At 64.1% G+C, this 21587-nt stretch carries 20 protein-coding genes; 5 read left to right on the forward strand and 15 right to left on the reverse strand.

What is annotated here, in order from left to right; translation table 11 throughout:
• Positions 1–95: 95 nt before the first annotated feature.
• Positions 96–1163, reverse strand: coding sequence for an SDR family oxidoreductase (locus F3W81_RS02270; RefSeq protein ID WP_193082063.1), 1068 nt, complete (start codon positions 1161–1163; stop codon positions 96–98).
• A 111-nt stretch (positions 1164–1274) separates the two neighbouring features.
• On the opposite strand from F3W81_RS02270, the gene F3W81_RS02275 reads away from it, so the two are divergent.
• Positions 1275–2165 (forward strand): LysR family transcriptional regulator, encoded by an 891-nt coding sequence (locus tag F3W81_RS02275; protein ID WP_193082064.1) that lies wholly within the window; start codon positions 1275–1277, stop codon positions 2163–2165.
• A gap of 276 nt (positions 2166–2441) precedes the next feature.
• Here F3W81_RS02275 and F3W81_RS02280 read toward each other — a convergent pair whose 3' ends face one another.
• On the reverse strand, positions 2442–3005 hold the full coding sequence (locus F3W81_RS02280) for a glutathione S-transferase family protein (RefSeq protein WP_193082065.1): 564 nt from the start codon (positions 3003–3005) through the stop codon (positions 2442–2444).
• A 69-nt stretch (positions 3006–3074) separates the two neighbouring features.
• Here F3W81_RS02280 and F3W81_RS02285 point away from each other — a divergent pair, with 69 nt between their 5' ends.
• Entirely contained in the window at positions 3075–3770 is a 696-nt protein-coding gene (locus F3W81_RS02285) for a helix-turn-helix transcriptional regulator (protein ID WP_193082066.1), read from the forward strand.
• Between the two features lie 156 nt (positions 3771–3926).
• On the forward strand, positions 3927–4595 hold the full coding sequence (locus F3W81_RS02290; protein WP_193082067.1) for a class I SAM-dependent methyltransferase: 669 nt from the start codon (positions 3927–3929) through the stop codon (positions 4593–4595).
• Between the two features lie 188 nt (positions 4596–4783).
• Here F3W81_RS02290 and F3W81_RS02295 read toward each other — a convergent pair whose 3' ends face one another.
• Genes F3W81_RS02295 through F3W81_RS02315 form a run of 5 tightly spaced genes read right to left on the reverse strand, consistent with a single transcriptional unit; the run spans position 4784 to position 9452 of the window.
• Entirely contained in the window at positions 4784–5215 is a 432-nt protein-coding gene (locus F3W81_RS02295; RefSeq protein ID WP_193082068.1) for a beta/alpha barrel domain-containing protein, read from the reverse strand.
• A gap of 4 nt (positions 5216–5219) precedes the next feature.
• Positions 5220–6545 carry a TRAP transporter large permease gene (locus F3W81_RS02300; RefSeq protein ID WP_226941818.1) on the reverse strand — a complete coding sequence of 442 codons (1326 nt, stop codon included), beginning with the start codon at positions 6543–6545 and terminating at the stop codon, positions 5220–5222.
• Entirely contained in the window at positions 6542–7036 is a 495-nt protein-coding gene (locus F3W81_RS02305) for a TRAP transporter small permease subunit (protein WP_193082069.1), read from the reverse strand. Before F3W81_RS02305 ends, F3W81_RS02300 begins: the two co-directional genes overlap by 4 nt.
• 55 nt (positions 7037–7091) lie before the next feature.
• The gene (gene dctP, locus F3W81_RS02310) at positions 7092–8126 is read right to left on the reverse strand and encodes a TRAP transporter substrate-binding protein DctP (RefSeq protein WP_193082070.1); all 1035 of its coding nucleotides are present in this window, start codon (positions 8124–8126) and stop codon (positions 7092–7094) included.
• A gap of 24 nt (positions 8127–8150) precedes the next feature.
• Positions 8151–9452 (reverse strand): hydroxymethylglutaryl-CoA reductase, degradative, encoded by a 1302-nt coding sequence (locus F3W81_RS02315; protein ID WP_193082071.1) that lies wholly within the window; start codon positions 9450–9452, stop codon positions 8151–8153.
• A 114-nt stretch (positions 9453–9566) separates the two neighbouring features.
• On the opposite strand from F3W81_RS02315, the gene F3W81_RS02320 reads away from it, so the two are divergent.
• Together F3W81_RS02320 and F3W81_RS02325 are read left to right on the forward strand one after the other, a co-directional pair.
• A complete protein-coding gene (locus F3W81_RS02320; protein ID WP_193082072.1) occupies positions 9567–10907 on the forward strand; it encodes an aminotransferase-like domain-containing protein in 1341 nt (446 codons plus the stop codon).
• Positions 10908–12137: 1230 nt separating this feature from the next.
• Positions 12138–13499, forward strand: a complete 1362-nt coding sequence (locus F3W81_RS02325) for an amidase (protein ID WP_193082073.1) — start codon at positions 12138–12140, stop codon at positions 13497–13499.
• Here F3W81_RS02325 and F3W81_RS02330 read toward each other — a convergent pair.
• From F3W81_RS02330 to F3W81_RS02365, 8 genes are all read right to left on the reverse strand, one after another.
• Entirely contained in the window at positions 13486–14229 is a 744-nt protein-coding gene (locus tag F3W81_RS02330) for a hydratase (RefSeq protein ID WP_193082074.1), read from the reverse strand. The two genes, F3W81_RS02325 and F3W81_RS02330, sit on opposite strands and share 14 nt — an antisense overlap.
• On the reverse strand, positions 14226–14873 hold the full coding sequence (locus F3W81_RS02335; protein WP_226941819.1) for an aspartate/glutamate racemase family protein: 648 nt from the start codon (positions 14871–14873) through the stop codon (positions 14226–14228). Before F3W81_RS02335 ends, F3W81_RS02330 begins: the two co-directional genes overlap by 4 nt.
• A gap of 3 nt (positions 14874–14876) precedes the next feature.
• Positions 14877–15857 carry an ABC transporter ATP-binding protein gene (locus F3W81_RS02340; protein ID WP_193082075.1) on the reverse strand — a complete coding sequence of 327 codons (981 nt, stop codon included), beginning with the start codon at positions 15855–15857 and terminating at the stop codon, positions 14877–14879.
• The gene (locus F3W81_RS02345; RefSeq protein WP_193082076.1) at positions 15854–16930 is read right to left on the reverse strand and encodes an ABC transporter ATP-binding protein; all 1077 of its coding nucleotides are present in this window, start codon (positions 16928–16930) and stop codon (positions 15854–15856) included. Before F3W81_RS02345 ends, F3W81_RS02340 begins: the two co-directional genes overlap by 4 nt.
• Positions 16917–17798, reverse strand: a complete 882-nt coding sequence (locus F3W81_RS02350) for an ABC transporter permease (RefSeq protein WP_193082077.1) — start codon at positions 17796–17798, stop codon at positions 16917–16919. Before F3W81_RS02350 ends, F3W81_RS02345 begins: the two co-directional genes overlap by 14 nt.
• Before the next feature lie 3 nt (positions 17799–17801).
• Positions 17802–18755 carry an ABC transporter permease gene (locus tag F3W81_RS02355; protein WP_193082078.1) on the reverse strand — a complete coding sequence of 318 codons (954 nt, stop codon included), beginning with the start codon at positions 18753–18755 and terminating at the stop codon, positions 17802–17804.
• 68 nt (positions 18756–18823) lie between these two features.
• Positions 18824–20422, reverse strand: a complete 1599-nt coding sequence (locus tag F3W81_RS02360; RefSeq protein ID WP_193082079.1) for an ABC transporter substrate-binding protein — start codon at positions 20420–20422, stop codon at positions 18824–18826.
• Between the two features lie 348 nt (positions 20423–20770).
• On the reverse strand, positions 20771–21547 hold the full coding sequence (locus F3W81_RS02365; RefSeq protein ID WP_193082080.1) for a MetQ/NlpA family ABC transporter substrate-binding protein: 777 nt from the start codon (positions 21545–21547) through the stop codon (positions 20771–20773).
• Positions 21548–21587 lie beyond the last annotated feature (40 nt).

The following is a 21587-nucleotide window of genomic DNA, read 5'->3' on the forward strand; positions in this document are numbered from 1 at the left end:
TGGTTGAGTTGGCGAGGATGCCGGTGGTCGCGGTGCGGAGACTGCGAAAATTGACGGGCTGTGCGCAGTACCTGCTGCACACAGCCAGACGGGATCTAGCCTTTTGGCGGGATGATATTGCGCGCTCTCAGATCTTCGAAGACAGATATGAACATCGCTTCTGTGTCGATGTGCTGATGAAAGCCATGGCGTCTTGCTTTGGAGCCATCTGCAAAAAAGTCGTAGTTCCAGCTAAAGACCGCATCAGCAAACGCCCAGGACGATACGTTTTGATATGAGGCTTCTGAAAGCGCATGCTCCGTGACGAGTTGGCTCCAGAGATCTGCCTTGTCTGCCATGAGTGTCGACAGGGTCATCGGCAGCGGCGGCGCGATCTGCAGGTCGAAATACGCCGCGATCTTCGGCCACATTTCCGACCAGCGAAACAGATCGCCGTTGGTGATGTTGAACGCCTGATTGGCGCAGGAGGGTGTGGTTGCCGCCCAGACCATGGCGCGGGCAAGCAGGCCGGCGTCTGTCATTTCGATCAGGCTGTCGTAGGCTCCCGGTTTGCCGGGGAACCGCAGCGGCACGCCAAGCGCCTTGGAGAGTGTCGCGTAGACTGCGATGGCAATCGCGAGGTTCATGGGGTTGCCCAAGCCGAACCCGATCACAACCGAGGGGCGCAGGGCAGACCAGGACCAGGTCTGGCCAACCTGCCGCGCGTCGAGGAAATCCTGCTGATCAATGTTGAATTCCGGCGGCATGTGGTTGGCATCGCTTTCGCGCGCGGGCGTTTTGAAGGGGCCAAGGTGGGCACCATAGACCTTGTAGCCCTGCATCAGATTGATGTGTTGCAATCCCGGGGCCACGGCTTCGATCACCTCGACGACATTTTTCAGCATCGCGAGGTTGGGCGCCACAAGCTCCGCCCAGGAGGGTCTGTCCTGATAGGCGGCATAGAAAATATGCGTGACATCAGTGAGATGGGAGAGCTTGGCCTGTGTTTCCTGTCTGTCCAGAAGATCGACAGGAATATAGGTGATCTGATCCGTCGATGGGCCACCACGCCGCGACAGGCCGATGATCCGCCAGTCTTCTAGGGTCAGGAGGTGATCGATCAGGTTGCCACCGATGACCCCGTTTGCCCCAACGACGAGTGCCACTTTTTCAGAATTTTGCATGTTGTCTTCCCAATCTCATTGAAACGCATTGGCTGAAACGTCACACATTAGGATGAGTGGCAGAAGTGAGTTCCATCTTCTAATATTTATAAGCAAAGGTTCTGAATATTCATGGATATGCTGCGCGCCATGGCGTCATTTGTACGCGTCGTCGATGCTGGCAGCCTGTCTGCGGCGGGCAGGGATCTGGGGGTATCGCAATCGGCGATCAGTCAGCAGATCGCAGCGTTAGAGCAGCTGCTAAAAGTGCGCTTGATCCGCAGAACAACCCGACAAATGGCGCTGACAGACGCTGGAGCCGAATACTATCGAAAGGCCCAGGCAATCCTTGAGGCCGTGCAGGAAGCCGGCGAGGCCGCGGCGGGGCATGCCGCCGCTCTCAAGGGTCGGCTGCGGATTCACGCGCCGGTCGGCTTTGGTCAGAGCTACATTGCCGATGTCGCGATCGCGTTTCAAAAGAGCCACCCGGGTGTGATCGTGGAGCTTATTCTGGACGACCGCTTCATCGATCTGACCGCAGATGCTGTTGATATTGCGATCCGTTTCGGAAACCTCGCTTCCTCAGGTCTTGTTGTGCGGCGCCTGGGGCGCATGCGGCGCATTCTGGTAGCCTCTCCGGCCTATATTGCGGAAAACGGCCACCCCGATGACGCCACCATGCTTACGCACCATGTGCAAGTCCGCTTCAACGGCGCCCCCGAGCGGGACGCGATACCCCTGATTGGTCCTGACGGGCCTCTGGAGGTGCCCGTCAGGACGGTTTTCATGGCCAACAACGCGTTTGCGCTGACCAAAGCGCTGGTCGCAGGTGTCGGTCTGGGCGGGGCACAATTGCCGCTTGTCCAGACCGAACTGGAGAGCGGAGAGCTGGTGCGTCTGATGCCTGACTTTGAATATGCACCGCTTGATGTTCATGCTGTCTATCCGTCCGGACATTTCATTCCGCAGAAGGTGAGTGCTTTCGTCCTATACCTTCAACAGGCAACCAAGGGCGTCTGGTGAGCTCGGCTTTTGTCGGGGCCGTCGGATCTTGGGACATGATCCGGAAAGATGCGGGGCGGATCTGCTGCGGAATGCTTGCCGCGCCTCAGCCATGAAGCGGTCATTTCGCCCAAATACGGATCTTCAGGCGCGGGAAAAGCTTGTTTTGCAGCGTCTCATTGACTGCGCTGAGTCAGCCGCGCAGCCCAGTCTATGGAAGGTGCCGGAGGCCACTTCTGGCCTGCCGGATCGCGCGTTGGTTGGCATCTTGTGCCAGAGGAGAAGGGCAGTTGCGCCCTACATCGCCATGCGTTCGCTGCAGCGTTCGACCCAGTCCCGGATCGCTTTGTGATCTTGCAGAATGCCCGCAAACCACTGGAAGGGCGAGGCGCAGAGCATATCGGCCGCGGTGAACCGCGCGCCCAGAAGGAAGGGGCCGCGCGCGAGCGCTTCGTCAAGGCGCGCGATCATTGCGTCGAAATCGCGAAAAGTGGCCGTGAGGGCGGGGTGATGGATCCCCATCATGTGCTGAACGATCACGGGCTCCATCACCCCCTGATAGTAAAACAGCCAGGACAGATAGGCCCCGCGTCCCGGCTCGCCCGGCAGAGGCGCCAACCCGGCTGCAGGATAGGCATCGGTCAGGTAGGTGACGATGGCCCCGCGCTCGCGAACGCTCTGGTCGCCGTCGACCAGATAGGGGACCTTTTTCTCGGGGTGCGGATTGCGCGGGTCGGGCGCGCCCGAGCCATCCTGCCGCGAGATGGAGACTTCGACCATCTCGATATCGGCCTTCAGCATGTGCACCAGAGCGACGATGGTGTCGGAGCGCGATTGCGGCGCACAATAAAGTATGGGCATGGAGAGTACCTTTCAATTTCCTGAGCGTCAGGGTAGCTCTTGGCTGCTGACAGAAAGCGGCAGTAGGATATGGCACGACAAGACCGATTAATGCGCCTTCTGGCGGCCCTTCGGCGGCTGCCAGCGCCCGTCACAGCCGCCCGGCTTGCCGCCGAGACCGAGATCTCGCAGCGCCAGCTTTATCGTGACATCGCCACCCTGCGCGCGGGCGGGCTGTTGATCGATGGCGCCGCAGGGCTGGGCTATACGTTGACAGAGGATCCGGTGCTGCCGCCGCAGAGCTTTTCGCGGTTTGAGATCGAGGCGCTGATGCTGGCGGTGAGCAGCCTTGAACATTTCAGCGATGCGCGGCTGGCCGAGGCGGGGCGCGACGCGATGGCACGGATCATCGCGACGCTGCCGGACCGGCAGGCCCGCCAGGCCATGCATCGCGCCCTGCGCAGCTGGTGGCGGCCAGATCAGAGCCGCCCTGAGATTGCGTTCGATCTGGACGTGCTGTTGCAGGCCTGTTGGGACGAGACCAGCCTTCGAATCCGGTATCGCGATCTCAAGGAGCGTGTCACGGAGCGGGAAATCTGGCCGCTTGGCGTGTCCTATGGTCCGCAGTCGCTGATGTTGCTGGGGTTTTGTCAGCTTCGGCAGGACTACCGGACCTTTTATGTGGGTCGAATCGAAACGCTTGCCCCCGGAGGCACGACGTTTCGACCGCGACGTGCGGCTTTGCTGCGCGACTATGCGGCGTCGCGGCATCCGACTGATCGCTGATGCAACAGGACAGGCGTCCGTTGAAGGTCGCGAAGCGCGGCCTCTCGCGACCGTTCGGGGGTGGATGGCTGAAAAGCCGTCTTGACTTGCCGATCTGACCGGGCGCAAGGACAGGCCTGCGTCCAGCGCCCCACCTGTCCGGGAAATACTGAAACCTTGTCCACAAATCCCTATGAAACGGTCGGCTTTTACGACTCCGCCATCGTCGCCGGCAGGCATCGCGCCATTGTCGGTGGCCGCTGGGAAGAGACCGGCCGGATCGAGATGGCGGTCCTGCAAGAGGCTGGCCTCTTGCCGCATCATCATCTGCTGGACATCGGCGCCGGGGCGCTTCGGTTGGGCTGCAAGGCCGTGCCCTATCTGGACCCGGGGCATTACTGGGCAACGGATGCCTCGCGGAAAATCCTGCTCGCGGGGTATGACAATGAGCTGGCTGATCCGGAGAGGCTGAACCCCATGCAGCTTGTCGAGGATGCGGTTTTCGAGTTTCCGGGTGTGCCGGCGATCATCACGCATGCGATCGCCTTCGCGGTCTTTCCGCATCTGACCATGGCCTATCTGCGGCGCGCCCTGACAAACCTTCGCCGGTTTGACCGGCTGGAAAGTTTTCTGTTCACGGTCTTCCTGGCCCCCGATGTCGTCACCGCAATGTCGCCCTATCGGCAGCCCGATGGCGTCGTGACCCATGACATTCGCGCGCCATATCATGTGCTTGCCGAAGACGTGGCACATTTGGCGCAGTGCAGTGGCTGGCAGGTGACACGCAGCGATGTGATGCTTCCCCGGGGGCAGGTCCTGTTCGTGGCGCAGCCAATTCGGCTCTGATCTAAGGCTCCTCCACTGCTTGGGCCGCATTGGCCAAGTCCGAGAGCGAGTCCGTGTTTTTGATGGTCCAGTAAAAAGACCTTCTGCACACCCTGCCAAAGCATATGCCGGTGGTAACTGTAGTGTCGCCATCTGCGTCGCGTCCGGAGACATTCATAGCTCCGGGCTCTGCCGCTTCGGTGTCCAAGTCACCGAAGTTGAAAGCTTGGTTTCAAGAACAGATTTGATCGATGAACCGCGAGGATAACGGGGGCGAAGCGGGCAAAGCTGTCCTCGATCGAGCAGTTCAGGTTGGCGCGGCTGAAGCCTTCGGAGGCAGAGGCGAACACCGCGATCTCGTCACAGTCCGCAGCCAGCGCCTGATCGAGACCCCGTTCGTTGGGGGTCAGGGCGGCATAGGTCACGCCGTCCTGACGACTGATCCCGGCCATCACCTGCGCTGCATCGGCCATCTGCGGCACCCAGGGGGGGCTGACAAAGCTGGTCGCCTCGATCTTGCGCAGCCCGGCGCGGGCCAGCGCGTCGATCAGGGCGATTTTCGTCTGGGTTGCAACGTGCGCCCCCAGACTTTGCAAACCGTCGCGGGGGCCGACCTCAAAGACGGTGATGGTGTCGGACATCGGGCTACCTCGCGTTGGCGTTCAGGGCTTCGGGCAGCCAGGTGACAAGGCCGGGGAACACCGCGAACAGGATCAGCACGACGACCTGGATCAGGAAGAAGGGCACGACGCCGCGATAGACCTGCCCGATGCCGATGCCTTCTGGCAGCACGCCCTTGAGGTAGAACAGCGTGTAGCCGAAGGGCGGCGTGATATAGGCCATCTGCGCGGTGATCATGAACAGCACGCCGAACCACAGCGGGTCGAAATCCAGAGCGATGATGATCGGCAGGAACACCGGCACGCAGAGCAGGATGATGCCGATTTCGTCCAGGAACAGGCCGAGGAAGACCAGCACCAGCACCATGACGCCAAGGATCAGCCAGCGTGAGGCCTCAAGATTCTCGACGAAGCCGAGCAGGGAGTCCGCGCCGCCCGTGGCCACGAAGACCGAGATGAAGGCCCGCGCCCCGATGGTGATCCACAGGATCATGGCGGTGACGCGCAGGGTGTCCGTCGCGGCCTCCGACAGCATCGACGCCGACAGGCGCCGGGTGACGATGGCCGAGATCGCGGCGCCAAGGACACCGACGGCTGCGGCCTCGGTCGGGGTGGCGATGCCGGCGTAGATCGACCCCAGCACACCGACGACGACGAAGGCGGGCAGGATCAGGCTTTTCAGCTTGGAGAGTTTGACACGCAGCGGGATCGGCACGCTTTGATCCGGCTTCGGGGCGAGTGCGGGGTTCAGCCAGGTGCGCACCAGAATGTAGAGGACGTAGGCCGAGGCCAGGATGATGCCGGGCACGATCCCGGCGGCGAACATCTTGCCGATCGAGATCTGGGCGGTGATGGCATAGACGATGGTCACGACCGAGGGCGGGATCAGGATACCGAGGGTGCCCCCGGCGCAGATCGCCCCAAGCGCCAGCGGCGGGTAATAGCCACGTGACAACATGGCGGGCAGGGCGAGGATGCCCATGGCGGCGACGGCCGCGCCGACGACCCCTGTCATGGCAGCCAGAAGCGTGCAGATGGCAATGGTGCCAACCGCCAGCCCGCCATTGACGCCGGAGAACCAGGTCTCCATCGCATCATAGAGGGCGTCGATGATCGAGGATTTCTGCAGGATCGAGGCCATCAGCACATAAAGCGGGATCGCCATCAGGGATTCCGAGGTCATTGTCTCGAACGTGTTCAGCACCGCGACGATCAGCGCCGAGGGGCCCCAGAGCAGGATCGTCGAGATGAAGGCGATGGCGCCGAGCACGAAGGCCAGACCGGCCCCGCTGAGCATGAAGGCAATGAGCGAGAGGAACATGAACGCGAGGATCAGTGTGCTTTCCATCATGCGGCTTCTTTTTGGGAGGAGAGGGTGAACCCGACATCGGCCAGTGCCTGCAACAGCAGCAACAGCGCGGCCAGCGGCAGAAACGCCTTGGCGGGCCAGATCACCGGGTTGAAGGCGGAATAGCTGGTTTCGCCATAGCTGAAGGACTGCCAGACAAGCGGCAGGCTGAACCAGAGGAGGATCGCGCCGGTGACGGCGGCAAGCACAAGCCCGGCGAGTTTCAGCGCGGTGGCAAAGCTGCCGGTCGCCTTTTCAGAAATGATGTCGACGGCGACGTGCCCGCCGAGGTGCAGCAGGTAGGGGCCGCCCAGCAGGAAGTAGGGGCCGAAGGTCAGGGTGGCGAGCTCGGGCGCCCAGGAGGTCGGGCTGTTGAACAGGTAGCGCGACAGCACCTCCCACAGCATCAGCAGGACGATGGCATAGACCAGCCATTTCGCCCCGGTGAACAGCAAACGGTTGAGCGCGGTGATGCGCTGGCACAGGAAGATCATGGACCGCTCCACATAGGGGACGCCGCAGCCCGTCGGGCGCGGCGTCTTGGGGGCTTCAGAGAAGGCGCAGCTCTTGCATCAGGGCGACCTGGGACTCCATCATGCGGGTCGACAGATTGTCCGTTGCGGCCTTCTTCCAGGATTCCACCGCCTGATTGCGGGCCTCGGCGATATCCACCGGATCGAGATCGATGATCTCGACGCCCGCGTCCTGGTACTTTTTGAGGTATTCGCCATCCGAGACGATGATGTTCTGGCGCAGACTGCCGGAAATCTCGCGCGCAGCGACGGCGAGGGCGGCCTTCTGCTGGTCATCCAGCGCGTCATAGGCCCGCGTGTTGGCGACATAGGACGTGGCGGTGGTGGGCTGGTGTATGCCGGGCAGGATCAGGTATTTCGCGACTTCCTGCAGGCCTTCTTCGTAGTTGGCCTTGATGTCGCCCCGGTCGGCAACCTCGATCAGGCCTTTGTCGAGGGCGGAATAGACCTCGGACGTGGGCAGAGGCGAGACGGCAACGCCGAAATCCCCCATGACCGCCGCGGCGAGGCCGACAAAGCGGCCCTTCAGCCCGTTCAGATCGGCGATCGTGCGGATCGGTACGGTCGAGTGCATCGGTTCCTGACCATAGACCGTCGGGGCGATATAGGTCAGCCCGGCGGGGGCATAGCTTTCGCGCGCCAGCTCCAGACCGCCGCGTTCATAGAACCACGCCTCGTACTGGTCGGGATCGGGAAAGCCGAAGGGCACGGTGGACGAAAAGCCATGCGCCGGGATCTTGCCAGCGGTGTAGCCATCAAAGGTCTTCATCATCTCGAACGCGCCGCCGCGCACGGCGTCGAAGGCCTGCGCCGAAGGCACGATCTGCCCGCCCGCGAAGGGCGTGATTTCCAGCGACCCGTTGGTCAGCTCGGCGACGCGGGCGCAGAAGGCTTCCTCGTAGATCATCGGAGTGGTGCCGCCGCCCCAGAGGGCCTGCATGCGCCATTTCGTACCGTCGGCCGCGCGGGCCCTGCCGGCTGTCAGAAGTGCGGGCGCAGCCAGAGCCGCCGCCCCAAGCCGCAGGAATGCGCGCCTTTTGGACATAGTCATCGTGTATCCTCCCTTATTTGAAGTTCAGGCGCCCTCCAGCACCTTTTTTGCGTGTGCGACACTGACGTCGCCCGCAGCAACCAGGGCCTTTGCGACCCGGTCGATCTCTGCGCCGGCTGCGCCAGCGGTAATTGCGATGTTTCTGGCGTGCAAGGCCATGTGCCCGCGCTGAATGCCCTCGGTCGAGAGCGCGCGCAGGGCGGCCATGTTCTGGGCCAGCCCGACAGCCGCCGTCACTTCGCCCAGCTGCTGGGCCGAGGTGATCTGCATCAGCCTGAGCGAGGCCTGCGCGGCGGGGTGGGTGCGGGTGGCACCGCCGACGATGCCAAGCGCCATCGGCATTTCCAACGTGCCGATCAGCGCGCCATCGGTGGCAATTTCCCAGGTGGTCAGTGAGGTATAGCGCCCCGAGCGCGCGGCATAGGCATGTGCGCCCGCCTCGATCGCGCGCCAGTCGTTGCCGGTGGCGACGACGACCGGATCAATGCCGTTCATGATGCCCTTGTTGTGGGTGGCCGCCCGGTAGGGGTCGATGAGGGCGAGGGCGCAGGCCTCGACCATGCCTTGCGCGACCTCGGCGCCGGCCAGCGTCTTGGTCGTCAGCGCCTCGGCAGGGATGCGCACGCTGGCGGTGACAAGACGGCGATCGGCGAGGTTGGACAGGATGCGCAGGCGGACCTTGCCACCGCTGATCTGCTCGACCTTCGGGGCCAGCATTTCGGCCATCGAGTTGACGGTATTGGCGCCCATGGCGTCGCGCACGTCGACCATCAGGTGCAGCACGACCATCGGACCGATGGGCGAGGTGGCAAACACCTCGATCTCGATATCCTTGCAGCCGCCGCCGAGGCCGACCAGCACGGTGTCGCGGGAATTGGCCATCTCGATCAGGGTGTCGCGCTGTGACAGCAGGCGGGCGCGGGCGCCGTAAGGATCGCTGAGGCCGACAACCTGGATCTGGGCGCGCATGATCGGCAAGGTGCTGCTGGCAGTAAATCCGCCGCCCGCCCGCGCGATCCGGGCCATGTAGGACGCCGCAGCGACGACCGAAGGCTCCTCGACCGCCATGGGGATCAGGTAGTCGCGGCCGTTGACGGTAAAGTTGGTGGCGACCCCCATGGGCAGCTCGAAGGTGCCGATGACGTTCTCGATCATGCCATTGGCCATCTCGAGCGGTAGGGCGCCAGCGCCCGCCAGCAGGGCATCGTCGGATGGGGCCAGATTGGCGCAGTCGATGATGGCGCGGCGACGCGTGGCGGGGTCCATGTCGCGCATGCCTTCGATGCGGGAATTGACGTCGGGGGTGTCCGGGGTGGGGCTGGTCATGAACGCTCCTCCTTCATGTTGCGGCAGTTATCGCGGAGAGGGGCGGGTATGTATTGGTACAGTTTGAGGAAATGTCTCTGTACTGTACCTGCTCAATTCCGGGTACACTTGGCCATGGCTCAGACAAAGACAGACCGGATTTTTCATGCCCTGCGTGAGCGGATCGAAGCCGGCGAGCTGGCCGAGGGCGTCAAGCTGATGTCCATTCGCCAGGCGGCGGCGCATTTCGATGCCTCGAAAAACATCGTGGTGACAGCTTATGACAGGCTGGTCGCCCATGGCCTTGCGGCGTCGCGTCAGGGGGCGGGATTCTATGTCACGCGCAGGCTGGCCGCCAATGCCGAGCCTTTGAACCTGCAGGAGGCCAGCGACAACATCAGCCTCCTGCACGCCCAGCTTGACCGGCCCTATACTGTGCTGGTGGGCGACGGGCGTCCCCCGGGGGCTTGGTTGCTGACCAGTGCGCCAGCGGTGACGCTGACCCATGAGGAGGTCGGCTATGGTGCGCCGCATGGCTTGCTGGCGCTGCGCGACTGCATCGCCGCCGGCCAGATCGCGGCCGGAATTGAGGTCTCTCCGGCGCAGATTGTCACGACCTTTGGTGCCAACCATGCGCTGGATCTGGTCTTGCGCCGCTTTACCCGGCCGGGCGACACCGTGCTGGTGGACGACCCGGGGTACTATCCGCTGTTCGCCAAGCTGACGTTGGCTGGTGTTACCTTCGTCGGTGTGCCCAGAACGCCGCGCGGCCCGGACCCTGCTGCGCTTGCGGCTCTGGCGGATCTGCACGGGGCGCGCCTCTTCTTCACACAGTCGCTGGCGCAGAACCCGACGGGGTGTTCCATTGACCTGCCGACGGCCCATGCCATCCTCCAGGTGGCAGCACGGCGCGACATGCTGATCATAGACGACGATCCGTTCATCGATCTGCCCGGGGTCAGTGGCACGCGTCTGGCCGAGTTGGATCAGTTCAGCCGAGTCATTCAGATCGGCACCTATTCGAAGATCCTGTCACCCTCGCTACGCTCCGGCTTCATCATTGCCAGTGCCGAGATTGCAGACAGTCTGGCCGAGCTGAAGATGATCCTGGTGGTCAACAGCTCCAGCTACACCGAGCGTCTGATCGCTCAGATCATACGCTCGCGTCGCTACGAGAAGGTGCGCACCAGTCTGGCGAGGCGTTTGGAGCGTGAGCGCAGCAACGGTATCAGCAGGCTGGAGCAGCTGGGGTTCAGTCTGTTCGCGCCTCCCTCCGGAGGGCTGTATGGCTGGATCCGATTGGCGGAGGGGACGAATGATCTTGACGTCGCGCATGCCGCGGCGGGACACGGGATCTTCCTTGCACCGGGCACCTTGTTCCGCGCGGCCGAGGACACCAGCCTGCCGGGATTGCGAGTCAACTGGAGTCGCGTGAATGACAGTCGTTTCTTCTCTTTTCTAAAGGGATTGAGGTGATTGCCCGAGTATAGGAGTGCAAGGAAAAAGCGCCCCGCATGTGCGAGAGGTCGCAGTCGTTGCAGGCTATCAGCGCTGGCAAGCCGCGGTACCGAGAGTGCAAAATCGAGTAGTCAGTGGCGTGTGAACCGCTCCTCTCTGGGCGCGTCTGCGTCGGCTCCGCTGACAAACCGTGGCTGCGAAAATTGCAGTGTCAGTCGCTATGACAGGCAGCGCCTAGGGCTGGGACACTTGATAGTCCTCTGTCGAAAGTGCCGTCATCCAGCGCGACAAAGCCGGTGAACCAGCCAAAAGGTGACTGGCGACAAAGCCCTTGCGGGTCGATAGCCAAGCCTTTTGATGGTTCTACAAGGCCGGGATAGCCGTCAGCACGCCACCTTTTGAGGTGGATCACGTGCCGAAAGCCTCCGCCCGCCTGCCCCTAATCTGCGTACTGGCGAGTCCCTTCCACCCGTATCTTTGGGTGCCGCAGACAGCGAGCGATCTGGAACGCTAGGCTGGTTGGCCTGTCCTGTGGCCCCTCTCGTAATGCGCTTTGTGCCGAGTGGAGGGGTGCTGCGTGCCGCGTGTGACGGGCACAGGATCTGCTGTGACTTGAGACAGGAAGCCAAGCCGGAGCAATCCTCCCGGCCTGATCTGGAAGGAAACGTTCTAAATGGGGAAATTTGACGCAAACATTCTCGCTGGACGTGAGTTCCTTTCGGCGTAAAGGTTAATATCTCGTTAATTTTGGCTGGAAGAGAGGGACTTGTTCCCGCTGACTGTTTGCTGAGCCCCTTGCTCGGATCCACGTTCCCTAAGGACTTCCTGTTGTGATCAAAGCACTTTTGAGCTTCGCGCTTTCCATCCTCTTTGTGACCTCGCTTTCGCTACCTGCATCGGCGCATGGCGGCGGGTGCCGCAAAAGCTCCCCTCCGGGACAGTGCTGCCATATGGAAAAAGCCGTCGGTCGGGTGCACTGCCACTAATCCTGAAGGCCTAAAACTGGCGCCGGGCGGGCCGTCACGGACTTTCTTGGCGCCGAGAGGGGTGCCGACAGTGCCGGGTTGGCCGAGACTGTTTTTGGCGCAGTGCGATCTGCAAAACTCGGGATTTTCGCGTCGGTTTGCCTGTTTGGGCGGCGGGAAAACGAAGAGCGCGCGATCCGCGCCTGGCCCTGCGGGCTTGTCGTATCCAGATCGGTTTCAGAGCGATATCACCGAAAGTGTAAAGGGTTAGAAGGGGCGCGCCATGACCTGCGATGCACTTTGGCAAATGGATGCCACGGCACTTTCACAGGCATTCTCCAGAGGCGAGACGGATCCGGTGGACGCCCTTGAGGCCTGTCTGGCGCAGATGGATCTGCTGGAGCCAATGTTGAATGCCTATACCTGCCGGGGCCCGGAGGCGCGTGGCGAAGCGGAGCGGGCGGCCCGGCGCTGGCGTGAGGGCAGGGCGCTCAGCCCGTTGGACGGGGTGCCGGTGATCGTGAAGGACAACCTCTGCGTGGCCGGAATGGCGGCATCCTGGGGCACCAGGGTGCTGGCGGGGCGGGTGTGCGCGGGCGACGAAGCGCCGGTGCAGCGCCTGCGCTCGGGCGGAATTATCGTTGTGGGCAAAGGGAATACACCGGAGTTCGCAGTCGAGGGGTATACCGGAAATCAGACGTTCGGGGCGACGGGCAATCCCTTCGCGCCGGGGCTGACGCCGGGGGGATCTTCGGGCGGGGTGGTGGCGGCTGTGGCGGCGGGCATGGCCTTTGCCGGGCTGGCCACGGATGGCGGCGGATCGATCCGGCGTCCGGCGGGCTACACCGGGCTGTTTGGGCTGAAACCGGGCATCGGGCATGTCCATCGCGCCGGGGGGCTGGCGCAACTTTTGCTGGATTTTGAAGTGGTTGGCCCTGTCGCGCGATCGCTGCGTGACCTGCGGGCAATCGATACGCTGCTGAGCGAGAAGGCCCATGAAACGGTGCGCCCCGGGCCGCGCAGGATCCTCGCCGTTGCGGCGATTTCGGACCATCGGTATGACGTCGGTATCGCGTCGGTATTTGAACAGTGCGTTTCTGAGCTGGAGGCCGCCGGTCACACGATCACGCCCGGGCCTCTGCCGGTCGATCTGGAGCCGCTGAACGCGGTCTGGGGCAGCATCGCCGAGATCGGTCTGGCCCGCCTGTTTGCCGCCGATCCGGAGGTCGCCGCCTCGGCTGCGCCGAAATACCGCGAGATGGCGCAGCGCGGCCAGAGCTATGACGCGGCCTACCTCTATGACGTGCTGACCCGGGTCTATGCGCTGCGCGAGGCGGCGCGCGATCTCTGGGGGTATGACGCTGTGCTGATGCCGACGAGTGCGGCCTACCCCTGGCCTGCGGATCAGGCCTATCCGCCCCAGATCAATGGCCATGACGTCGGCCCACGCGGCCATGCGGTCTATACCGGCTGGGTCAATGCCGCAGGGTTGCCGGCGGTGGCGTTTCCGGCGTCGGTACCCGAGGGGCTGCCGGTCGGGGTGCAGCTGATCGGGCGCATGGGCAGCGAGGCCAGCCTGATGGCCATCGCGGAGGGCGTCGCGCCGCCGTTCCGCTGGCCGGATCTGGCGCTCAGCGCAGGGTGAGGGAGACGCTGCCCAGCCCGTCGATCTGGCCGCGCACTTCGCAGGTGTCGCGGACATAGGTCAGCGGGTGCAGCGATCCGGTGATGACGATCTGACCGACCTGAAGCCCACCGCAATGCGTGCCAATCTGGCCCAGCAGCGCCACGAGGGTGGCCAGAGCAGAGCCGCCGGGCACCTCGGCAGGGCCGTCGAGCAGCAGGGTGTCGCCCGCCTGCATCCGCGCGGTGACGGTGGCAAAGTCGCGTCCGTCCCAGTTGGCGAGGGGCGTGCCGATGATCAGACCGTGGTTGATCTGGAAGTCGGCGAGTTTGGCGAGCGGGTCTTCGGCGCGCGGACCGCTGAGCCTTGTATCGACCAGCTCGATCACCGGGACGGGCTGGATGCAGCGCAGCAGGGCGGCGTCGAACCCGGCCTCCGCTGGGTCGGGCAGCGGGGCGATGATCTTCCAGCCGACCTCAAGCTCGATCCCCATCTCGTCGCCAAGCGTCACTTCGGCGCCGGAGGGCAGGGTGAATTCGGCGCGGATGGGGGCCATGGTCGGGGGGGCTGCGGATTTGCACGCGGTCTTGAACCCGGCGACGGGGCCGAGATCGGCAAGGCCAGCGATGATGCGGCTTTGCACCTGATAGGCCTCGGCCAAGGTGGCGGGTGCGGGGGCGTCCGGTGCGGCGCGGGTGCCGCTGCGATGCGCCGCGATCAGGGCGTCGGCAAAGGCGTTGAGATCGGTCATGCGGTGTCCTGAAGGAGAAGAGCGAGGCCGCGTGCCGCCTCGGGGATGGGCGCGACAAGAGCGCAGGGGGCAAGCGGGCGCAAGCGCTCTGCGGCCTCGCCCAAGGGGCCGCCGCCGATGATCACGGCCTTGGCCCCTGCGGCATGGGCGCGGTGGGTGGCGGCCAGCAGAGCGGCGTCAAGCGCGATGGTATCGTGCGACAGCGCATCGGGGTCGCCGTTGGTCAGGAAGGTGCCGAGGTACGCGCCGTTGGGGGCAGAGCTGCGCATCAGGGCGTCGATGCCGGTGACCAGCGCGGGTGTATGCGTCACCACGGCGTAGCGCCGACCACCCTGCGCAGCGGCGCGTGCCGCAGCCGCGCCGATGCCGACGACGGGAATGGAGAGGCGCGCCGCGAGGGCCGCGCGCCCGGGATCGCCAAAGGCCGAGACGATGATGCCGCCGATGCCCGGGGGGATCGGCGCGCCGCCCACGACGCTGGCGGCCGCGGCGAGGCTGTCCAGCGTGGTGATCAGGGCGGGGCCGCTGGGGGCGGTCCAGCCCCGCACGCCCGGCAGCACGCGGCGCGCGATCGCCACCATGGCCTCGGTCGTGGCGGCGTTGCTGTTGGGGTTCATCAGCAGGACACGGGGTGCGGCAGGCATCGGTTAGCCGACGGCAAGCGGCGCGTTGGCGTGGATGCAGGCCACCCGTCGGCGGGCGTTCGGCACATGCACCGGCGGCAGGGCGGCGCGGCAGCGGTCCTCGGCCAGCGGGCAGCGCGGCGCGAAGGAGCAGGCATCTGGGCGGGTCTCCAGCGCGGGCGGGGCGCCGGGGATCGCGTTTAGCCGCGCACCGCGGGCCGCGTCGTGCAGGTTCGCCGCCAGCAGGCCCCGGGTGTAGGGGTGACGCGGGTCCTTGATGATCTCGCGGGTGGTGCCTTCCTCGACGATCTGACCGGCATACATGACGGCGATGCGTTCTGAGACTTCGACCGCGACGCCGATGTCATGGGTGACGAAGATCACGCCCATGCCGAATTCCTTCTGCAGGTCGCGCAGCAGCAGCAGGATCTGGATCTGCACGGTGGCATCCAGCGCCGTCGTCGGCTCATCCGCCAACAGCAGGCGCGGACGGCAGGCCAGCGCGAGGGCGATCATCACCCGTTGCAACATGCCGCCCGAGAGTTCGTGCGGATAGTTCTTCAGGCGGCGTTCCGGCGAGGGGATGCGCACCCGGCGCAGCATGTCGAGGGCGGTCGATATGGCCTCGACCTTGCTGATGCGCTTGTGGCGCATGACCGCCTCGGCGATCTGGTCACCGACGGTATAGACCGGGTCGAGCGCCAGCCCCGGTTCCTGAAACACCATCGAGACCTCCTCGCCGCGATAGGCCTGCAGCTTGCGCCCCGAGAGGGTGAGGACATCGGTACCGTTGACCTCGATCGCGCCGTCGATCTGGGTGCGTTTGGGGGGCAGCAGGCGCAGCAGGGTCTTCAGCGTCACCGATTTGCCCGACCCGCTTTCGCCCAGCAGGGCAAGGGTTTCGCCCTGTTGCAGGGTCAGGGTCAGGTCGTTGATGGCATGCACCGTGCGCGCGCCGGTAAAGCGGACGCTGAGGTTGCGGATGTCGACGAGGTTGGTGGTCACGAGAGCACGTCCTTTCCGGCCAGTTTGTGTCCCGATCCGAGGTCATGCAGGTGACAGGCCGCCATGTGCTGGCCCCCCGCCGTCAGGGGGCGCAGGGCGGGCACCTTGGTCTTGCAGACCGAATCGACAAAGCGACAGCGGGTGTGAAAGCGGCAGCCCGGCGGCGGGTTGATCGGGTTCGGTGGATCGCCGGCAAGGGGCGGCTCTTTGGTACGGTTGTCGGGGTCCATCGAGGGCATCGCTGAAAACAGCGACTTGGTGTAGGGGTGCGCCTGCGATGACCAGATGTCATCGACGGGCGCGATCTCGACCACCTCGCCGAGGTACATCACGAGGATGCGGTCCGAGATGTAGCGCACGACGTTCAGATCGTGGCTGATGAAAATATAGGTCAGGCCGAATTCGCGGCGCAGATCGGCGAGCAGGTTCAGCACCTGCGCCTCGACCGATTTGTCGAGGGCCGAGACGGCTTCGTCCAGCACCACGAGGCGCGGCGACATGGCCAGAGCGCGGGCGATGTTGATGCGCTGACGCTGGCCGCCCGAGACTTCGTGTGGATAGCGTTGCGCGAAGCGGTCGGGGGCGAGGCCGACGCGGTCCATCAGCTTGCGCGCCCGGCCCACGGGGTCGGAGAGGCCCTGGATGCGCGCGCCGAAGGCAATCGAATCCTCGATCGTCAGGCGCGGGTTGAGCGAGGCATAGCTGTCCTGAAACACCATCTGCACACCGCGCCGCAGATCGCGCAGGGACAAGGCTCCGCCCAGATCCTGCCCGTCATAGATGATCTCTCCGCTGTCTTTTTCCAGTAGGCCGATCAGCAGCCGGGCGGTGGTGGACTTGCCGCAGCCGGACTCGCCGACGATGCCGAGGGTCTCGCCCTTGCGGACCTCGAACGACACGCCGTCGACGGCCTGCACCACGGCCTTCTTGCCGCCGAGGATGCCGCCGCGCACGGGGAAATACTTCTGCAGGTCGCGCACGATCAGCAGCGGCTGGGCCGGGCCGCCCTTGTCGGGGGCGCTGTCGGCAAGGGGGGTGGGCAAGGGGGGCGTCTGGGGTTCAGTCACGGACATTCATTGCACTCCTCACGCCATCGCTGAGCAGGTTGAGGCAGAGCGAGGTGATAAAGATCATCAGCCCCGGCAGGGCCGACAGCCAGGGGTTCACATAGATCGCGGATCTCAGCGTGTTCAGCATCAGCCCCCATTCGGGCTCAGGTGGGCGCACGCCGATGCCGAGGAACGACAGGCCAGCGGCAAGGATCATGCAGACGGAGGTCAGCGAGGTGGCATAGACGAAGATCGGCGACAGCACATTGCCGATGACATGCACCCGGATCACCGTCAGCGCACTGGCCCCCGAGGCGCGGGCGGCGTCGATATAGTCAAGCGCGCGCACGCCGGAGGTGACGGCCTCGGCCACGCGGGTCAGGGGCGGGATGAAGACGATGGTCAGCGAGACGAGCGAGTTCACGATGCCCGCGCCAAGCGCGCCGGAGATGGCGATGGCCAGCAGGACCGAGGGGAAGGCGAAGAACACGTCGACCGTGCGCATGATCAGGGTGTTAACCCAGCCGCCCGCGTAGCCTGCAACGATGCCCAGCGTACCGCCAATGAAGAAGGCCAGCACCACCGGCGTCAGGCCGATGAACAGCGTCAGCCGTCCCCCATAGATCAGCCGGGCCAGCATGTCGCGGCCCTGTTCGTCCGTGCCGAGGATATGGCCGGGGGTGCCGATGGGCTTCAGTCTGGCGATCATCGAGCCCTTGTAGGGGTCGCCGAGGCCGAGCCAGGGGGCAAAGATCGCCGACAGGATCAGCAGGGCAATGACGCTCATGCAGATCAGCGTCAGCGGGTCGCGGATCAGCCGGGCGCCGACGCCGGACCAGTAGCCCTTGCCGGCTTCGGTGACGGGCATGTCGAGGGGGTCAATGGCGGTCATGGCTCAGCTCCTCTTGATGCGCGGGTCGATGGCGGCCTGGGCGACATCGACGATCAGGTTCATGGCGACAAAGAACAGCGCCAGCACCAGGATCGTGCCCTGCAACAGCGGCAGGTCGCGCTGGAAGATGGCGTTGGACAGCAGAAAGCCGGAGCCGGGCCAGTTGAACACCGTTTCGATCAGGATTGAGCCGCCGAGAAGGTAGCCGAGCTGCAGGCCCATCACCGACAGGGCGGTGGCGGCGGCGTTGCGCGCGACATGGCGCAGCACGTCGCCCCGGCTCATCCCCTTGGCATAGAGGGCGAGGACGAAGTCCTGCGTCAGCAGATCGCCCGCGAGTGCCCGCACGGTGCGCGCCACGATGCCGATGGGCACGACCGCCAGCGTCACGGCGGGAAGGACGAGGTGGCGCATGTGCAGCCAGTCCCAGGACCAGTCCTGCGAGCCGCCGGGGCCAGCCCCCATCGAGGGCAACCAGCCGAGGTTGACGGAAAAGATGATCACCAGAACGATGCCGAGCCAGTAATTCGGCACCGACACGCCCGCGATGGAGATCGCGGTGACGACGCGGTCGATCCAGGTGTCGCGGAAATACCCGGCCAGAAAGCCGAGGAAAATACCGATGGGAAAGGCGATGACGGCGGCGCTGAAGGCCAGCAGCAGCGAGTTGTTCACGGCACCAAAGACCTCGCCTGCGACGGGGCGGCCGGTGGCGATGCTCTTGCCCATGTCGCCATGGGCGAGGTTGCCGATCCAGATGGCGTATTGAATGGGGAGGGGTTTATCGAGGCCGTAGATGGCGCGCATGGCGGCCTGTTCATCGGCGGTGGCATCCACCGGCATGATCGCGGTCAACGGATCGCCGGGGGCGATCTGGACCAGCAGAAAACAGATGACCGACACGCCGAAGGCGACCGGCAGCATCAGGATCACACGGCGCAGGAAATAGCTGAACACATGCAGCTCCTCAACAAAGCGGGGAAAAAGCCCCCCTGCCGGTGGTCCGGCAGGGGGGAGAGGTCAGATCATTCCATCGTGATGGAGGAGAAGTTCTGATACCAGTTCTGGGCCTGCACGAAGCCTTTGACCTTGGGCGACAGGGCGCGCGGTGCGACGTCGTGGGTGACCATCAGGAACAGCGCGTCGTTGACGAACTTTTCGTGGGTTTCGCGCATCACGGCGTCCTGCGCCTCGGGGTCGAAGGTGGTCTTGATCTTGTCGAACAGGGCCTGCATCTCGGGGTCGCAGTAATGGCCCCAGTTGGTGCCGTTCGGCGCGATCAGATCGCAGGACAGGTGACGGATCAGACCGGTGAAGGGGTCTTGGATGAAGTAGGTGAAGTTGATCGACTCGGCCCCCTCGACCGCCGGATCGGCAGCGCCGGCGCGCCAGAGGTTGATCATCTGGTTCCACTCGACAACCATGAACTCGACCTCGATGCCGACTTCGGCGAGGCTCTGCTGGATGTATTCGTTCATCGGCAGCGGCAGCATCTGACCCGAACCGGAGGGCGAGATCAGCGCCTTGACCTTGAGCGGGTTGTCGACGCTGTAGCCTGCTTCGGCCAGCAGCTTCTTGGCTTCTTCGGGGTCATAGCGCACGTCGAAGGTGGGTTTGCCGAACCACTGCGAGGACGGCGGCAGGAAGCCCTTGGCGGGCACCATCAGGCCGCCCAGAAGCGCGCTCATCCCGTCGCGGTCGATGGCGAGGTTGGCGGCCTTGCGCACGCGGATGTCGTTCCAGGGCGACCCTTCCAGACGCGACAGGTGCCAGGTCCAGTTGTGCGGATAGGCGTTGGAGGAGATGACAAAGCCATTGCCGGTCATCGCGGGGATGGTGTCGGGCGCGGGCGCTTCGATCCAGTCGACCTGACCGGACAGCAGGGCGGCGGCGCGGGCGTTGGGTTCGGGCAGCGGGATCAGCACCATCTTGTCGAGCTGCGGCACGCGGGTTTCGTCCCAGTAAGCCTCGTTCGGGGTCAGCTCAGCGCGTTCGCGCGGCACGAAGGTGTCGAGCTTCCACGGGCCGGTGCCGGAGGGCGACATGGCGACCTTTTCCCAGCTCTTGTCGTTGGCTTCCCAGTTCGCCTTGGAGGACATCAGGATCCAGGCCAGCTGATAGGGCAGGGTGGCGTCGGGCTCCTTGGTGATGATTTCCAGCGTGTGGTCATCAATGGCGCTGTAGCTGGCGACCGCGGGAATACGCGATTTGCCCTGAGCGGACTGGCGCGAGTCGTATTGCTCGGAGGTATCATCCAGCAGCTTGTCGAGGTTCCAGACCACATCGGCGGCAGTGAAGGGGCTGCCATCGTGGAAGGTGACGCCGTCGCGCAGCTTGAACGTCCACTTGGTCTTGTCGTCGGCGTCAACGGCCCATTCGGTGGCAAGGCCCGGGATCAGCACCGAGGGTTTGTCGGCGCTGGTCAGATCCCATTCGATCAGCGAGTCATAGACGGTATAGCCCATGAAGCGCATACCTTCGCCGCCCTGATCGGTCTGGCCGGTGGTCAGGGGGATGTCGGACGCGGTCATGCCGATGCGCAATGTGCCCTGCGCGACGGCCCCCGTGGCGCAGAGAGAGGCCGCAACAACAAGCGCCGCGAAGCCTTTCGTCAGATGTTTCATTTTAAACTCCATGTCGTCTCGGGGCAGTTATGTCGCGCCCCTTGCGCCGGAGCTTGCGCGAGGCAGAAATCGCATTCCTGCCCGAAACGGGCGCAGCTGCGGCTGAGCGACGGGAATGCGGGCGTTGCGATTATTTTGCAGGCAATTCGGCGGCGTATGGTTGCTATTTAGGCAGTTTTACCACCTTTGCAGCCCGCTTTTGCCCGGATCAGCGATCCGCAGGCCCTTGCAGCTGCTGCGGGGCGGTGTGCCTCTTGCGTGGATCGGGTGGCCGCAACGGCGACGGGCCGCTCTTTTGGAGCGGCCCGTGCGTGGCAGATCAGCGGGGTGGGCAGGCCTGTCGGAGGCTTACCAGGAGGTGATGACCGCGCCGTCGTAGGACTGCTCGATGAAGGTTTTGACCGCATCGGAGTGATAGGCGTCGACCAGAGTCTTGACCCAGGGCAGATCCTCGTCGCCTTTACGCACGACGATGATGTTCACATAGGGGCTGTCGGGCTTTTCGATGGCGATCGAATCGTCCTTGGGGCTGAGGCCGGCCGAGGTGGCGTAGTTGGTGTTGATGATCGCGATATCGACATCGGCCAGGGTGCGGGGCAGTTGCGCTGCGTCCAGCTCAAGGAACTTCAGGCCCTTGGGGTTGTCCTGAATGTCGAGCGGGCTTGGCACCAGGCCGGAGCCTTCGGTCAGCGTGATGATCCCGAGATCCTGCAGCAGCAGCAGCGCGCGGCCACCGTTGGTGGGATCGTTCGGGATGGCAACCTTGGCGTCGTCGGCCAGATCGGCGATGTCCTTGATCTTGTCGGAATAGATGCCCATCGGCGTGGTGATCGTGGTGCCGACGACGCTCAGTTCAAAGCCCCGGTCCTTCATCTGGTTGTCCAGATAGGGTTCGTGCTGGAACGAGTTCGCCTGAATGTCGCCATCGACGAGGGCCGTGTTGGGGATCACGTAGTCGGAGAATTCCACGACATCGATGTCCAGACCCATGGGCGCGGCAACCTTGGCCACTTCTTCCATGATCTGGGCATGCGGGCCGGGGGTGACGCCGACCTTGATTTCCTCAGCCATGAGCGAGGTGGCGGCCAGCGCAAGAACGGAGGTGAGAGTGGTGAGACGCAGCATAGGGATACTCCTGATAATCGGTAGGGAAAGGGGTATGCGG

The organism is Pseudooceanicola spongiae (genome assembly GCF_014899185.1).
GTDB classification, from domain to species: Bacteria; Pseudomonadota; Alphaproteobacteria; order Rhodobacterales; family Rhodobacteraceae; genus Pseudooceanicola; species Pseudooceanicola spongiae.